This is a genomic window from Hydrogenivirga sp. (assembly GCF_056450045.1).
This window is the reverse complement of record NZ_JBWONM010000040.1, coordinates 1-14,661: the sequence shown is the minus strand read 5'-3', so window position 1 is coordinate 14,661 and position 14,661 is coordinate 1. Positions and strand designations below refer to the sequence as shown.

Annotated in this window: 18 protein-coding genes and 1 pseudogene; 11 read left to right on the top strand and 8 right to left on the bottom strand. The window is 53.4% G+C overall.

Annotated features, from left to right (window positions below; translation table 11 throughout):
- The first annotated feature begins 1 nt into the window (after window position 1).
- Window positions 2-160 carry a hypothetical protein gene (locus tag AC1HCM_RS01565; protein WP_479460021.1) on the top strand — a complete coding sequence of 53 codons (159 nt, stop codon included), beginning with the start codon at window positions 2-4 and terminating at the stop codon, window positions 158-160.
- Here the strand turns inward: AC1HCM_RS01565 and AC1HCM_RS01560 are convergent, their stop codons facing one another.
- On the bottom strand, window positions 161-676 hold the full coding sequence (locus tag AC1HCM_RS01560; protein ID WP_479460020.1) for a cytochrome P460 family protein: 516 nt from the start codon (window positions 674-676) through the stop codon (window positions 161-163).
- A gap of 92 nt (window positions 677-768) precedes the next feature.
- Between AC1HCM_RS01560 and AC1HCM_RS01555 the strand changes: the two genes are divergently transcribed.
- The gene (locus AC1HCM_RS01555) at window positions 769-1,446 is read left to right on the top strand and encodes a response regulator transcription factor (RefSeq protein WP_479460019.1); all 678 of its coding nucleotides are present in this window, start codon (window positions 769-771) and stop codon (window positions 1,444-1,446) included.
- Entirely contained in the window at window positions 1,427-2,410 is a 984-nt protein-coding gene (locus AC1HCM_RS01550; RefSeq protein ID WP_479460018.1) for a sensor histidine kinase, read from the top strand. Before AC1HCM_RS01555 ends, AC1HCM_RS01550 begins: the two co-directional genes overlap by 20 nt.
- Here the strand turns inward: AC1HCM_RS01550 and AC1HCM_RS01545 are convergent.
- Both AC1HCM_RS01545 and AC1HCM_RS01540 read right to left on the bottom strand, forming a co-directional pair.
- Window positions 2,393-3,010 (bottom strand): riboflavin synthase, encoded by a 618-nt coding sequence (locus AC1HCM_RS01545; RefSeq protein ID WP_479460017.1) that lies wholly within the window; start codon window positions 3,008-3,010, stop codon window positions 2,393-2,395. The two genes, AC1HCM_RS01550 and AC1HCM_RS01545, sit on opposite strands and share 18 nt — an antisense overlap.
- A complete protein-coding gene (locus tag AC1HCM_RS01540; protein WP_479460016.1) occupies window positions 3,010-3,765 on the bottom strand; it encodes a dihydroorotate dehydrogenase electron transfer subunit in 756 nt (251 codons plus the stop codon). Before AC1HCM_RS01540 ends, AC1HCM_RS01545 begins: the two co-directional genes overlap by 1 nt.
- 34 nt (window positions 3,766-3,799) lie before the next feature.
- On the opposite strand from AC1HCM_RS01540, the gene AC1HCM_RS01535 reads away from it, so the two are divergent.
- Complete coding sequence (locus tag AC1HCM_RS01535) at window positions 3,800-4,708, top strand: ribonuclease H-like domain-containing protein (protein ID WP_479460015.1); 909 nt, start codon at window positions 3,800-3,802, stop codon at window positions 4,706-4,708.
- On the opposite strand, the gene nadD is transcribed toward AC1HCM_RS01535, so the two are convergent.
- The gene (nadD, locus tag AC1HCM_RS01530) at window positions 4,680-5,300 is read right to left on the bottom strand and encodes a nicotinate (nicotinamide) nucleotide adenylyltransferase (RefSeq protein WP_479460014.1); all 621 of its coding nucleotides are present in this window, start codon (window positions 5,298-5,300) and stop codon (window positions 4,680-4,682) included. The genes AC1HCM_RS01535 and nadD overlap by 29 nt on opposite strands.
- A 15-nt stretch (window positions 5,301-5,315) precedes the next feature.
- Here nadD and AC1HCM_RS01525 point away from each other — a divergent pair, with 15 nt between their 5' ends.
- Entirely contained in the window at window positions 5,316-6,743 is a 1,428-nt protein-coding gene (locus tag AC1HCM_RS01525) for a GGDEF domain-containing protein (protein ID WP_479460013.1), read from the top strand.
- Here the strand turns inward: AC1HCM_RS01525 and AC1HCM_RS01520 are convergent.
- Together AC1HCM_RS01520 and AC1HCM_RS01515 are read right to left on the bottom strand one after the other, a co-directional pair.
- A complete protein-coding gene (locus tag AC1HCM_RS01520) occupies window positions 6,709-8,100 on the bottom strand; it encodes an NAD(P)/FAD-dependent oxidoreductase (protein ID WP_479460012.1) in 1,392 nt (463 codons plus the stop codon). The genes AC1HCM_RS01525 and AC1HCM_RS01520 overlap by 35 nt on opposite strands.
- Window positions 8,097-9,563 (bottom strand): leucyl aminopeptidase, encoded by a 1,467-nt coding sequence (locus tag AC1HCM_RS01515; protein WP_479460011.1) that lies wholly within the window; start codon window positions 9,561-9,563, stop codon window positions 8,097-8,099. The genes AC1HCM_RS01520 and AC1HCM_RS01515 overlap by 4 nt, the downstream gene beginning before the upstream one ends.
- Before the next feature lie 57 nt (window positions 9,564-9,620).
- Between AC1HCM_RS01515 and AC1HCM_RS01510 the strand changes: the two genes are divergently transcribed.
- A complete protein-coding gene (locus AC1HCM_RS01510) occupies window positions 9,621-10,508 on the top strand; it encodes a KaiC domain-containing protein (RefSeq protein WP_479460010.1) in 888 nt (295 codons plus the stop codon).
- A gap of 27 nt (window positions 10,509-10,535) precedes the next feature.
- Complete coding sequence (locus tag AC1HCM_RS01505; RefSeq protein ID WP_479460009.1) at window positions 10,536-10,751, top strand: helix-turn-helix domain-containing protein; 216 nt, start codon at window positions 10,536-10,538, stop codon at window positions 10,749-10,751.
- A 3-nt stretch (window positions 10,752-10,754) separates the two neighbouring features.
- Here the strand turns inward: AC1HCM_RS01505 and hisIE are convergent, their stop codons facing one another.
- Together hisIE and hemE are read right to left on the bottom strand one after the other, a co-directional pair.
- The gene (hisIE, locus tag AC1HCM_RS01500; protein ID WP_479460008.1) at window positions 10,755-11,372 is read right to left on the bottom strand and encodes a bifunctional phosphoribosyl-AMP cyclohydrolase/phosphoribosyl-ATP diphosphatase HisIE; all 618 of its coding nucleotides are present in this window, start codon (window positions 11,370-11,372) and stop codon (window positions 10,755-10,757) included.
- A 2-nt stretch (window positions 11,373-11,374) separates the two neighbouring features.
- On the bottom strand, window positions 11,375-12,391 hold the full coding sequence (gene hemE, locus AC1HCM_RS01495; protein WP_479460007.1) for a uroporphyrinogen decarboxylase: 1,017 nt from the start codon (window positions 12,389-12,391) through the stop codon (window positions 11,375-11,377).
- 60 nt (window positions 12,392-12,451) lie between these two features.
- Between hemE and AC1HCM_RS01490 the strand changes: the two genes are divergently transcribed.
- From AC1HCM_RS01490 to AC1HCM_RS01475, 4 genes and pseudogenes are all read left to right on the top strand, one after another.
- Complete coding sequence (locus AC1HCM_RS01490) at window positions 12,452-12,814, top strand: hypothetical protein (RefSeq protein ID WP_479460006.1); 363 nt, start codon at window positions 12,452-12,454, stop codon at window positions 12,812-12,814.
- Window positions 12,815-12,824: 10 nt separating this feature from the next.
- Entirely contained in the window at window positions 12,825-13,229 is a 405-nt protein-coding gene (locus AC1HCM_RS01485) for a secondary thiamine-phosphate synthase enzyme YjbQ (protein ID WP_479460005.1), read from the top strand.
- Complete coding sequence (gene rseP / locus AC1HCM_RS01480) at window positions 13,229-14,548, top strand: RIP metalloprotease RseP (RefSeq protein WP_479460004.1); 1,320 nt, start codon at window positions 13,229-13,231, stop codon at window positions 14,546-14,548. Before AC1HCM_RS01485 ends, rseP begins: the two co-directional genes overlap by 1 nt.
- Window positions 14,549-14,567: 19 nt before the next feature.
- Window positions 14,568-14,661, top strand: a pseudogene (locus AC1HCM_RS01475) (inorganic diphosphatase); the annotation flags it as partial.

The following is a 14,661-nucleotide window of genomic DNA, read 5'->3' as shown; positions in this document are numbered from 1 at the left end:
CCTGATAAACCTTGGGGAGGAGGAGGTTGTTATAAAGAGGGGTGATAGGATAGCCCAGCTGATAGTAGCTCCTGTAAGCAAGGTGGAGCTGGTTGAGGTTGAGGAGGTAAGCACGACCGCCCGTGGGGGCGGTGGCTTCGGCAGTACAGGTGTTGGCTGATCACTTCCTCTTTACATAATCGGTAAATACGAAATCTTTTTTGGCAACTGACTGGTGACAGCTGAAACACTGCATGTAGTCCTTTGCACTCTTCCCAAAGACCTTGTATCTCTTAGCTTTGGCATCGTACACGAACCTTGCAAATCCCCATCCCGCCGTGTCCTTAAACCTCTTGTAGTCCTTTATCATGAACTCAACCCTCTGGATAACGTCAGGCTCTAAGGAGGCTGGGAATGCGGGATTCTTCTTCAGGCTGTAGCCTATCTTGACGAGGATCGCTCCCTCGGGGAACTTCTGCCCGTTCAGAGGCACTCCCCTTTTGTACGCCTTTACCGCTATATCGTTCCCTATTATGTACCTGAGCTCGTTCTTGTCGGTCCTGAAGTGGGTGGCTACCACGTGCCAATTTTCATAGCCCTTTATGAGACCGAACTTCAGACCTGTTGGAGCCTCAAGGTCCCAATCTCCTGCAAAGGCTATAGCTCCCACGCCCAGGGACAGAAGCAGCTTCCTCATCCTTTACACCTCCCTTTGGTTTGCTTACAATATCTGCCCCGAACTTGAAATTTTCTTGAACTTCCCTTGAAAAGAATTCAAAATTTCCAGTGATGAGGGAAAAGATATTGATAGTTGAGGACGACCCCCTGATAGCGGACATGGTCAAGCGCTACCTTGAGAGGGAAGGCTACAGGGTTCACTGGGAGAGTTCCGGAGAGGATGCGGTGAGAAGCTTCGCAAGCCTGAAGCCAGACCTCCTCATCCTTGACCTTATGCTCCCCGATATGGACGGCTTTGAACTCTGCAAGCTCCTCTCAAGGGAGAGGGTGATGATACTGATACTCACAGCCAAGGACAGCGATGAGGACAAGATAGTAGGACTTGAGCTCGGTGCGGACGATTATCTCACCAAGCCCTTCAACATGAGGGAGCTCGTGGCAAGGGTGAAGGCACTCCTCAGGAGGAGGGACAAGTTCCTTCAAGATAGAGAGACGCTACGCGTGGGGGAGTTTGAGGTAAGGAACGGAGAGAGGAGGATATACCTGAAGGGAAAGCCCCTTGACCTCACACCCAAGGAGTTCCTTATCCTCAGAAAGCTCCTCACAAACAGAGGCAGGGTTCTATCCCGTCAGGAGCTCGCCAACGAGATATACGAGAGGGAGCCACCCGACTACGAGAGGATAATTGACACCTACATATACAGGATAAGGACGAAGCTCCTTGAGGTTGACAGAGCTTCCTCTGAGAGGATAAAGACCGTAAGGGGGTTTGGCTATAGGTTTGAGTAGGGTCTCCTTCTTCACGGCTCTCTTTCTGCTCCTGTTCCTGACCTATCTGGTGGTCTCCGGTCTGATAGCCTTCTTCACCGTGAAGATAGTGGGGATACCGATAGGCAGGAGGATGTTCACAAAGATAGTCCTCAGCATAATCGCCTTCATCCCACTCTACGTCCTTTTGGCTTACGCCATCTCCAGATTCATAAGCCGAGACCTCCTCAGGCTTGAGGAGAGGGTAAGGAAGCTCCCCTTCTCGGGGGAGGCTCCGGGAAGCTGGCTCTTGGAGATACACAGACTCGGGGAGGTCATAAACCTCCAGTCTGAAAGGATAAAGGACATGATAAACGCCCAGAGGTTCATGCTCTACCGCATAACCCACGACCTCAAGACCCCTATCACCAACCTCAGGAACGTCCTTACCGCCATTAAGGAGGGGGTGATAGGAGAGGAGGAGAGGGAGGAGTACTTGGACAAGCTCATAAGGGAGACCGAGAAGATGGAACAGCTCCTTGATGAGGCTCTCTCAAACCTGAAGAAGGTGAGCAGGGAGACGAGAAAGGAGAGGGTTGAGCTCTGCTCCTTTATGAGAGAGCTTCTCAAACTGTGGGAACCCAGGCTGAAGCTCAAAGGTGTGAAATACTGGTTTGATTGTAAAGAAAAAACCTACGTCTTCGTGTCCTCTCAGGACCTTGAGGAGATAATCAACAACCTGATTGAGAACACCCTAAGGCACTCAAGCTCAAAGCTCATAAGGGTAGAGGTTCTTAAAAGGGGAGGCTCAGCCACCCTAACGTTCTTCAACGAGGGGGACGAGGTTGACCCCTCCGAGATAAGGGAGGCTTACAGAAAGGGAAGCCTCGGCCTTTACATAGTGAGGGAGCTCGCCTGGAAGAACGGACTTGAGTTTCGCATAAGCTCAGGGAAGGGGGGAACCCAGATAGTTCTCCTCTTCCCCGCCTCAGAAGAGCTCCTGTAGCCTCCTCTCAAGCCCTTCCTCCCCCGAAAGGTATCTGAGGACGTACTTCCCTATTATGTCCGCCTCCACGTTGAGGAGGTCTCCCACCCTTCTAAACCTCAGGTTTGTGTTCTCAAAGGTGTGGGGGATCACGTTTATATGTATCTTGTTCCCCCTCACGTAGTTCACCGTGAGACTTATCCCATCAATAGCCACCGAGCCTTTCTCCACGAAGAGCTTGAGGAAGTTCGCCGGGACCTCAACGACGAGCTCCCTGTGAGTCCCGAGGCTTCTGAAGCTCACGACCGGAGCGGTGAAGTCAACGTGACCCAGGACGAAGTGTCCCCCGAGCCTTGAGTCAGCCCTGAGAGCCCTCTCAAGGTTCACCCTGTCCCCCCTCCTCAGGAGGCTCAGGTTTGTTCTCTCCAAGGTCTCGGGTGAGAGTTCAAAGGAGAGGTGTTCCTTCCCCACCTCAACAACCGTGAGGCAGGCACCGTTCACAGAGACGCTGTCGCCGATGGCTACATCACCGAGAGACGTTCTAACCTTTAAAACACCGCCTTCGGCGGTCCTTCTGAGCTCTAAGACCTTTCCCACCTCCTCAACCAGACCCGTGAACATCAGAGCAGGACCTCTCCAGCATCAAAGACGGGACCCTCATAGCATACCCTCTGATACCTTCCCTCCCTGTCCTTAACGACGCATCCCAGACACACACCCCATCCGCAGGCCATCCTCTCCTCAAGGGAGAGAAATACCCTGTGTCCCTTCTGTCTCGCTATCTTCTTTAGAGCCCTGAGCATAGGCTTTGGTCCGCAGGCTGAGACCCTCCACTCGGTGGAGAACTCCTCAAGAACCTCCGTCACGAGACCCTTCCTGCCGGCGCTCCCGTCGTCGGTGTAGAGTATGTAATCAAAGCCCTCCTCCCTGAGCCAGTCAAGCATGCCCAGATGCTGTGCAGACCTCGCCCCGTAAACGAAGAGAACCTCCTTGCCCATCTCCCTGAGCTCTTTGCCGTAGAGGGAGAGACCGGCAAGACCCACACCTCCCCCCACGAGGAGGTGCCTCTCTCCGTCGTACTCAAAGAGCCTCTTCCCGAGGGGACCTAAGGCTCTTACCCTGTCTCCTCTCTTCAGCTCCGTCATGAGCTTGGTCCCCCTGCCGACAACGTCGTAGAAGAGGAGGAGCTCCTCTCCCCTGACATCACCGACGGCAAAAGCCCTCCTTCCCATAGGATCGTAGGTTCTGCTGACCTCAAGCATCAGGAAGTGCCCACCCTTTATCGCCTGTGCGAGCTCGGGAGCCTTCAGCCTGAGGAGCCACATCCTTCCCGAGAGGAAGGTGTTTTCGCTGACTTCAAGCTCGTAGTCTCTCATCCCTGAAATACAATTATATTAGTGAGGGGGTCGGTTGAGGTCTTTAGCCTTTGATATTGAGACGGTTCCAGACTTGGGAGGTGTTGATTACAGAGATTACCTCTATCTGCGCTCCCGTGGTAAGAGGGAAAGGAGCGAGGAGGAGTTTGCAAGGGAGTTCTCCTTCAACCCCTTTACCCTCTTCGTTGTCTCTGTTTCCGGGACCTACGTGAGCGAAGGGATTGAGGAGAGCTTCGTCCTTTACATATCAGACCTCAGCTCCGAAGAGAGGGAGGAAGAGGTCTTCTACAGCGAGGGGAGGTCTGTCAGGGTAAGGTTCATCCCCATCAAGGCGGACTTCGTTGAGGGAAAGCTCTACGAGCTTGAGGAGGAGCTCCTCAGGAGGTTCTGGGAGGAGGTGAGAAGAGCAGACCTCCTCGTGAGCTTCAACGGCTACAGCTTTGACGGATACGTCCTGAAGATAAGGAGCATGATACACGGGATTGAGATACCGAGAAGGTTCCTTACCGATAGGAGGTTTCACGTTGACATCCTCAGGTTCCTCTCAAACGGGGAGAAGGAGAAGAGCTACAAGCTTGACTTTGTCTGCAAGAAGTTCGGCATCCACGCCTCAAAGGACATAATTGATGGAAGCAAGGTGGCTCAGGAGTTTTACAGAGGCAACTACGAGCTCATAGCCTCCTACAACTTCAAGGACAGCATAGCCTTAGCCCAGCTCTTTGAGAGGCTGAAGGACTACATACCAGAGGTGGCTGTTGAGGAAGAGGAGGCTACCGAGAGACAGCTCAGCTACCTCATAGACCTCATAGTCAGGACGACGGGGCTTAGGAAGGAGCTCGTTGAGGAGATGATAGCCGGTCTCATGGGTTCTGAGGGCATAAGCAAGAAGAACGCCCATGTGCTCATAGAGGTCTTCAGGAGGATTGAGGGCTCCTCCCCCTGAGTCCGTAAAGCCCCTTCTCCTCTATGTAATCCCTGACCCTCTCTGGGACGAGGCAGTAGATGCTTCTCCCCTGAGCTATCCGCTCCCTTATCTCCGTTGCGGATATGTCAATTCTCCTCACCTTCAGCAGGAATAGGTTTTCTCCTTCCTTCAGGGAGGGGAACCTTTCAGAGATATAGGACCTCACCTCTCCAAGCTTTCCCCCTCTGTCCACGACTATCAGCTTAGCCATCTGGACTATCCTCTCCGGCTCTCTCCAGAGGTGGAACTTCAGAACGCTGTCCGCCCCTAAGAGGAGGTAGGGCTTCTCTCCCCGCTTCTCCCTGAGGTAGCGGAGGGTATCAACTGTGTAGGATATGCCCCCCTTCTTTATCTCATAGTCCTCAATGCGAAAGCCCTCCTCCCCATCAAGGGCTATCTCAAGCATCCTGAGCCTGTCCTCTGGCGAAGCCCTGTGCCCCTCCTTCAGGGGGGCATGATAGGCGGGAACGAAGAGGACCTCCTCAGCCCCCATCTCCTCTTTGACGTCCCTTGCAACTATTATGTGTCCTACGTGGACAGGGTCAAAACTCCCCCCGAAGACGATGAACATGCTTGAATATTATAAATGTCCCTAAGAAACAGGCTCATACTCAGCATACTCGCAGTATCGGTAACCCTCAGCCTCCTGACAGTCCTTATATTTCTCTTCATAGCCTACAACCACATGCAGGAGAACGTAGACAGGACTTACAGGGACGTGGCGAGGACCTTCAGCTTCATACAGAAGGCTGTGGCTAAGAACGCCGATGACGTGATAGTCCAGCTGGATGAATGCTCCCTCAGGAGGGCTAACAGCTACGTCCTTCTGACAGAGAAGGGTCTCCTCATAGGCAGGGTTGAGGACTGCACCTTCTACGGGACCGACTTCCTGACCGTTGTTAGGTTCACCGCCCAGCTGAACGAGCTCAGGTGGTTCATCATCTACAACAGGGAGATACTTGAGCGGTACTCAGAAAAAGAGCCCGAGCTTATGGACAGGTTCCTCAGAGGGAGAGCTCTCGTGAACAGCTTCGTCGTTGAGGGAAGCTATGACCCCCACATCCTCGCCCAGATAGAGGAGGTAGCAGGTTACAAGCTCGTTGACCGCTTCAGCACCCTCCTTATGGACTTTCCCATAATAGCTGAAGGAACCCTGCCTATAGGCAGGGTTGTTTTCATAAAGGACTTTTCAGATACCCTCAGGGACGTCCTCTTCACCCCCCTCTTCTTCTTAGCCTACACCTTATTGCTCGTTGCCCTGCTCTCAAGCGTTCTCTTCTTCCTATTTAACAGGATAGTAAGGGACATAGCCACCCTCAAGAGGATGACCTACAGGTTCAAGGAGCTTGACTTTTCGGACATTGAGAAGCTCAGCGAGACTCTTAGGAGGGAGAGAACGAGGGACGAGCTTTACTCCCTCAAGAGGTCTATCCTTACCATGGCTCAGGAGCTTGAGGACACGATAGGAAAGCTGAAGATGGAGAAGGAGAAGTTTGAGGAGCTCGCCTATACGGACCCCCTCACGGGACTCAGCAACAGGCGGTTCTTCATGGAGGAGGCTAAGAGGCTGGTAGAGCTCAGCAGGCGCTACGGAGAGCCCCTCTCCCTGATTATGCTTGATGTTGACAACTTCAAGAGGATTAACGACGAGTACGGTCACGATGTGGGAGACCTCGTCCTGAAGAAGCTCTCTGAGGTCATAAAGAAGAATATCCGCTCCTCCGACATAGCGGCGAGGTTCGGAGGGGAGGAGTTTGTTGTCCTACTGCCCAAGACCGATGAGGAGGGTGCCTCCCTCGTTGCGGAGAGGATAAGGAGGGACTTCAGGAACTCAAGCGTTGAGGTTGACGGCAGGGAGGTGTGGACGAGCGTCAGCATAGGTGTGGCTACCCTTGAGGAGGGAGAGGACCTTGACACCCTAATAAAGAAGGCTGATGAAGCCCTCTACGAGGCGAAGAGGTCCGGAAAGGACAGGGTCGTCATACATAGAGAGGAACATCAAGAGAAGGGTTAGCGAGAGCCCTCAGGAGCAGGTTCTCAAGAGCCTTCCTTGTGTAAGGGGTCATCTCCCTGTGGAGCTTCAGAAAGAAATGAAAGAGCACTCCCGAAGCCTCCAAGCCGTATCCCCTGTCTGCGAGGAGCTTCTCCTCCCAGGTTCTTATCTTTCCCTCCATGAGGTTGAGAAGCCTGTTTTCCCTGTTAAGGCTATGGCTACGGGAAACTCCCACGAACTGATAGCCCCTCACCCTTCCTTCGGATAGGAAGACCTTGATGAGGTAGTTTCCCTTCTCAAGGAAGAGCTCCTCCTCCGAGTCCTCAAAGATGCCTCCCGAGCCGGCTGTAACGCTCCTCGTCTTCACCGCGTTGTAGTCAACGAGACCGGTGTTCTTCACCCTTTTTCCGGCGAGGTTGAAACCGGCTACGTAACCCGCCTGCTGAGCTGGAGGGAAGAGAGCTATCCACCTGTGGTTCCCCCAGGCGTCTATTCCGGAAGCTATGTCCCCCGCAGCGAACACGTCCGGGTCTGAGGTCTGCTGGAACTCGTTGACGAGTATCCCCCCTATGGGTCTTCCCAGCTTCCTGTCCATGTGCACCTCTATATCAGTCCCCTCTACGAGGGAGGTCCTCGGTCTCACGCCCGTTGACACTATGACCATGTCCGCCTCTAAGAAAAGGCTCCTGTCCGAACCCCGCGGACGAACCTCAACCGCCCTGACCCACTCTTCACCGTGGAAGGCAACCACCTGATGCTCTAAGAGTATCCTTATGCCGGTCTCCTTCTGGAGGGTATCCCCATAAATCCTTCCCATCTGGTGGTCAAGCATCCTCGGGAGAACCCTATCAAATATCTCAACTACCGAGACCTCAACCCCGAGATGGTGGAGGGTTTCAGCGTCCTCAATGCCTATAGGTCCCGCACCCACTATAACAGCCTTTTTCACCTTTCCCGAGCTAACCCACTCCCTTATCTGAAGGGCGTCGTCAAGGGTCTTTGCGGTTGTAACCCCTTTCAGCTCCACACCCTCTATCGGGGGAACGAAGGCGTAAGCCCCAGCGGCTAATAGACACCTGTCGTAGGACACCTCCTCCCCCGACTCGGTTATCACGACCTTTCTCCTGTTGTCTATCCTCTGAACCTTCTTTCCAGGTCTGAAGTCAACCCTTAGCCTTTCGTAAAAGCTCTCTCCTCCCTTGTAAAAGAGAGCCTCCGGAAGGATATCGTCCCTTATAACGTTTTCCATGCAGTTGGGGGCGTAGGTGGGATGCCTTTCGTCGGAGAGGATGACGACCTCGCTCTCGGTGTCTATCTTCCTGAAGGCTTCAACGGCACTGGCAGCGGCGGGACCGTTCCCTACAACTACTACCTTCATTTCCTGCCTTCCAGGGATAGGATGTACTCAAGACATGTCCTCACGCCGAAGCCCGTTCCCCCCTGGGTATAGTAGCCGTGCTCCTCTCTTGACCATGCCGGTCCCGCTATGTCAAGGTGAACCCACTCTATACCTTCTCCAACGAACTCCTCAAGGAACATCGCTGCGGTGATAGCACCTCCGTACCTCCCACCGGTGTTGACAACGTCCGCAGGACCCTTCTTTATCTTCTTACGAAGCCTCTCATCGTCCATAGGAAGCTCCCAGACCCTCTCACCCGCTCTCCTGGCAACCCTCTTTATCTCTTCCCCGAACCTCTTGGAGTTGGTAAATAAGCCTGCGGTGTACTCACCGAGGGCTACCATGCAGGCTCCCGTGAGCGTTGCCATGTCTATTATCCTGCTGGGCTTGAGCTCGCTCGCATAGGAGAGGGCATCCGCAAGGGTTACCCTTCCCTCCGCGTCTGTGTTGTCTATCTCTATATACTTCCCGTTCTTAGCCCTTATTATGTCATCGGGTCTGTAGGCACTGCCTGAAGGCATGTTTTCAGCGGCACCTATTATCCCGTGAACCTCAACCTTGGGCTTTAACTGGGCTATTGCCTTCATTATCCCGAGAACCGCACAGGCTCCGGATTTGTCCATCTTCATCGTCCTCATGTAGTCGCCGGGCTTTATGTTCAGCCCCCCGCTGTCAAAGGTGAGTCCCTTCCCCACTATCGCTATCCTGTCCTTAGCCTTTCCCTTGGGCTTGTAGGTCAGGTGTATGAACCTTGGAGGGGTTGCGGAGCCCTTTCCAACGCTCCAGAGGGCGAGCATTCCCATCTCCTGTATCTCCTTCTCATCGTAGACCTTGCACTCAAGCCCGTACTCCTGGGCGAGCCTCTCAGCCTCCTCCGCCAAGGTCACCGGGTTTATCACGTTCCCCGGTTCGTTCACGAGATTTCTTGCGTAGTTCTGAGCCTCAGCCAGCAAGGTGCCGAGTTTGACAGCCTCATCGGGCGCGCCCTCAAGCAGGACCTGGGAGACCTCAAACCTATCCTCCTCCTTCTTGGTCTTGTACTTATCAAAGCTGTAGCTCCCCAAGACCGCTCCCTCGGCGAGAGCCTGATAGGAAGCCTCCTTGACCGCCCTCGGGAGGAGGAAGACAGCCCTATCAACCTTGTCCTTCTTCAACCTCCTTACCGCGAGGGCTGAGGCTCTCCTGAAGGTGTCCTCCTCAACCTTATCCTTCTTTCCAAGGCCCACAACGTAAACGACCTCAATCCTCTGTCCCGGGAGGAGGACCTTCTCAACCTGCCCTTCCTTTCCCTTGTAATCTTCAAGCTCCAAGGCTCTTCTCACCTTTGTGGCTATACCTCTGCCCAGCTTTGAGAGAGGTCTCAGGTCTCCTTCGTAAACGAAGGCTACAGCGGACTTTATCTGGAGAGACTTCAGCTCTCCCTTAAAGGACTTTACTTCCATTCCAGAACCTCCAGAAATACAATAATGATATAGTTTATACCCAAGGAGGGAAAGCGTATGGACAAAGAACATAGGGAGAGAGAGGAGTACGAGAAGCCGAAGGTAATTGAGGAGGGTATATGGGTAGCGGGGGAGGCTATAAAGAAGGCTCCAAAGCTAAGGGGTGTTCCCACAGGGGTTGAAGGGCTTGATGAGCTCTTCTTTCACACCGTTATAGAGGACGGGAAGGTTGTTAAGAAGCCCCTGGGTGGTATACCCGAGTATGCTGTTGTTAACCTAACCGGGGTCTCGGATACGGGAAAGTCTCTGATGGCTGAGCAGTACACCGTGAAGCAGGCTCAGAGAGGCGACCCTGTTGCCTTCATAACGGTTGAGAGTCCAGCTCCCTTTGTGACCATGGGGCTTAAAGAGAGGGCAACCGCTATGGGAATAGACTTCAAGGAGATAGAGGACAGGATAGTCCTCATTGACGCCGCGAGCCACAGCAGTCTGAGGGACAGCATCCCCAACCTGCTCACGACCTTAGCCTTCGCCATAAAGAACTACAAGATAAGGCACACGGTCATAGACTCGGTTACAGGGCTTTACGAGGCAAAGGAGATGCTGGCAAGGAGCGTTGTTAGACAGCTCTTTAACTTCATGAAGAAGTGGTACCAGACAGCCGTTTTCGTCTCTCAGAAGAGGAGCGGTCATGAGGAGCTTTCCGCTGAGGCGGCGGGAGGCTACGCGGTGAGCCATATAGTTGACTGCACTATGGTCCTTGCCAAGGAGCTCATAATGACGAGGAGCCAGTCAAACCTCTACAACAAGCCTATAGGTGATATAGTCCGCCTCTTCAGGATAGACGGGTGTCGTCTCTGCGGTCACGATACGAGGACCCACTTCGTTGAGATAACCGAAACCGGTCTCGTCAGGATAGGTGAACCTATAGGAGGAGGTAGGTAAAATATATATTTAAAGGAGGGTTGAGATATGGTGGGAGAGAGAATAAGGAGGCTCAGAGAGGAGAAGGGTCTATCCACTGAGGAGTTTGCTAAAAAGATAGGCATTCCCGTTTCAAGGCTTGAGGAGATTGAGGCGGGCAAGCTTGAGCCCTGCGATGCAACGCTCGTTTACATCTCCAAGCTCTTTGAGGTGAACTTCTGGTGGCTCAAGGAAGGAAGAGGGGAGGTCGCCAAGGTAGCCTGAACCTCACTTGAACCTCCCCCCGAGCTCCTCCATAACCTCCTTCACGTCTACGCCCGACAGTGTGAGCGCCAAGGTGAGCATGTAGAGCATGTCTGCGGTTTCGTAGAGTATATCCTTCTTTGCCTGATTTTTGAGGGCTATCAGCGTCTCTACAGCCTCCTCTCCAAACTTCTGAAGTACCCTGTCAAGACCCTCTTCAGCGAGCTTTGCCGTGTAAGAGCCCTCCGGTTTTTCCTTCAGCCTCTGGGATATGACCTCCTGAAGCCTAGGGAGGACCTCAAAGGGAAGGGGCTTTTCTACCTTTTTGCCGCTTACATCCCTGAAGAAGCAGTTCCTCTCCCCCGTATGGCATGCCCTGTTCTTCTCCTGTTCCACAACGTATATGAGGGCGTCCTCATCGCAGTCAACCCTTATCTCAACAACCCTCTGGAGCTCTCCAGAGGTCTCTCCCTTCTTCCAGAGCTCACCCCTTGAACGGGAGTAGTAGTGGGCGTACCCTGTTTCAATGGTCTTCTTCACAGCCTCCTCGTTAGCCCAGGCGAACATCCTGACCTCACCGGTCCTGTAATCCTGAGCTATCACGGGTATAAGACCCTCTTCGTTGAACTTCAGCTCAACCATAGCTAATTAATTCTAAAGCCCTTTACCGTATCAACAAGGAGCTTAACCTTCTCAAACTCCATATCGGGGGCGAGACCGTGCCCGAGGTTGAAGACGTAACCTGTCCTGCGGGGTATGCTTCTAAGGAGCTCAAGAGCCTTCAGCCTTACCGTCTCCTCCCTTGCATAGAGGACTGTGGGCTCAAGGTTCCCCTGAAAGACCTTCTCACTCCTAACACACTCCACCGAGAGGTCAACGCTCCAGTCAACCGAGAGGGCGTCGGCGGGAAGCTGTCTGGCAAGGTCAATGAAGGAGGATGAGCCCCTGAAGAAGTATATAAGGGGTGTGTCATACCTCTCCTTGAGCCTTTTTATAAGCTCCGATACGTAAGGGAAGACCCCCTCCTCGTAGTCCGCCCGGGAGAGGTACCCAGTCCAGCTGTCAAAGAGCTGTATAACGTCCGCCCCAGCCTCTATCTGATGGGAAAGGTAGGCTTCAAGGGTATCAACGAGCATCTCCATGAGCCTTCCGTAATCGTACTCCTTCTCCCACATGTAGAGCTTCGTCTTCCTGAAGTCCCTGCTTGAGCGACCCTCTATCATGTAGCTGGCAAGGGTAAAGGGGGCTCCACCAAAGCCTATCACGGGCACCTCATCCTGAGCCTTCTTAACCCGCCTGATTATCTCATAAACGTATGAGTTCACCTCAGCATCGTAGCCCTTCAGGTCCGAGAGGTTACCGCTCCAGCTTAGCTTCGGACCCTCATTCTCAACGAACTCCACCCCAACACCGAGAGCTTCAAGGGGAACGAGGATGTCCGAGAAGATTATCACCGCATCAACCCCCAGGAGCTCAAGGGGAAGCAGTGAGACCCTGACCGCGAGGTCAACGTTCTTGCAGAAGCTCATGAAGTTCTCCTCCCTTGCCCTGAGGTCCCTATACTCCCTCATGTATCTGCCTGCCTGTCTCATGAGCCACACGGGGAACCTCTCAACGGGTTCCTTCCTCAGGGCTCTCAGGAGGAGGTCGTTCTTTGGCATGTAAAGATTATATGAGATAAGTCTTTTTCTGGGAGCTGTGAAGGGGGTATAGTTAAAGTTATGCTGAAGAAACTGAGAGAGATGTTCTCCAAAAAGGACCGCTCCGCGGTGGAGGAGAAGGAAGAGGAACTGCTCCAGAAGGAAGAAGAGCCTCAAGAGGAGCCTCCTGAGGAGGAGAGGAGCGTAAGACCTTTACTCCCCCACGAGCTGGAGACCTTCAAGAAGGGCATGGGTATAACCCCCCACAACTACTGGACCTGGGCGAGCAGAACGAACAACTTCAAGCTACTTACCGACGGAGAGTACGTGTGGGTTGAGGGCTACGAGGAGCACATAGGAAAGAGCCTCCCCCTTACCCAGCAGAGGGCGTGGAGCTGGGAGTTTATAAAACAGAGACTGCAGGATTTTGGGGGCGAGGGTTAAAATACTCTCCATGACGGAAACTCTGAGGATAAGAACCACCAAGCACACGAGCGTAGTCAACATAACCCAGCAGGTGAGGGACGTGGTAAGGCGCTCTGGGGTCAGAGAGGGGCTCTGCGTGGTTTACGTTCCCCACACTACCGCCTGTGTGTTCATAAACGAAGGTGCGGACCCGGATGTTATAAAGGACATAAACTATATGGTTGAGAGACTGATCCCTTGGAGCGACCCTAACTACGAGCACGGGGAGGGAAACTCCGCAGCCCACATAAGGAGCGCCATAATCGGAAACTCAAGGGTGATACCGATAGTTGAGGGTAGCTTGACCCTCGGTACGTGGGAGGCTATATTTCTCGCTGAGTTTGACGGACCGCGGGAGAGAAAGGTGATAGTCAAGGTCATCAAGGAGGCGTGATGGAGACCCTTCTGGCATTCCTCGTTCTCATCGGATTTCTGATATGGTTCCACGAGCTCGGACACTTTCTCTTCGCAAAGCTCTTCGGGGTCAAGGTTGAGGTGTTCTCAATAGGCTTCGGACCACGTCTCTTTGCAAAGCAGGTGGGAGAAACCCTGTATCAGGTAGCCGCCGTGCCTTTGGGTGGATATGTTAAGCTCTACGGAGAGGAGGAAAAGGTAAACGACCCGAGGGCTTTCTCCTCAAAACCTAACTGGCAGAAAATACTCATAGCCTTTGCCGGACCTCTATTTAACATAGTCCTCACGGTCCTTCTCCTTACGGTCGTCTTCTGGGCTGGGGTTGAGGTTCCCAAGTACATGAAGGAACCGCCCGTCGTCGGTTATGTTGAAAAGGACTCCTGGGCTTTTAAGGCTGGCATCAAGCCCGGAGACAGGATAGTAGCCATAGGGGGGTTCAAGCTCCAGAAGTGGGAGGACATCAGAAAGGCGGTGTTGGAGAGCTCCCTTGATAAGAAAGATAAGCTCCTCATAGTCCTTGAGAGGGAAGGCAAAACCCTCACACTCTCGGTGGATCCCCCCAAGCTTGAGACGGGAAGGGAGAGCCTCGGTCTGAACCCTCCCCTTCCCCCGGTGATAGGGCACGTCTTTGAGGAGATACCCGGTGTGGGACCCTCTCCAGCCCTTCAGGTAGGTCTGAAGCCCGGTGACAGGATAGTGGCGATAAACGGCAAGCCGGTCAGGAGCTGGTACGACGCTGTCCAGATCATAAGGGGTAGCTCGGGAAACCCTGTAAAGCTCACGATAGAGAGGAATGGAAAGCTCTTAACCAAGGAGGTTGTCCCAGCCCTACACCCGAAGACAAAGATGCCCGTTCTCGGCATAGCCCCAAAGGTTGAGAGCGTTAAGGAGTCACACCCCCTGCCCGAAGCCCTCTCCAACGCACTTCGCAGAACGGGGGAGATGGTGGCTCTTACCTTTAAGGTTCTCGGGGGGCTGATAACGGGCGCCATATCTGTAAAGACCCTCGGTGGACCTATAGCTATTGCCCAGTTCGCCGGACAGGCTGCCCAGAGCGGTATAGTTCCCTACCTCTCCTCAATGGCTTTCATCTCCCTCCAGCTCGGTATATTCAACCTCCTTCCTCTGCCGGTGCTTGACGGAGGACTTATACTCCTCTTTCTGATAGAGACCCTAAGGAGAAAGCCCCTGCCCGAGAAGTTCAAGGAGTATTGGCAGAAGGTAGGTTTTGCTCTCATAATATCTCTAATGGTGTTCGTCGTTATTAACGATATCCTTCGTCTCATAGGAAACTCTTAGGAGGTGTGATATGGGTCTGATGGACGTACCGGCGGGTAAGAACCCTCCCGAAGATATCTACGTCGTGGTTGAGATTCCTCAGGGGAGCGGTATAAAGTACGAGGTGGACAAGG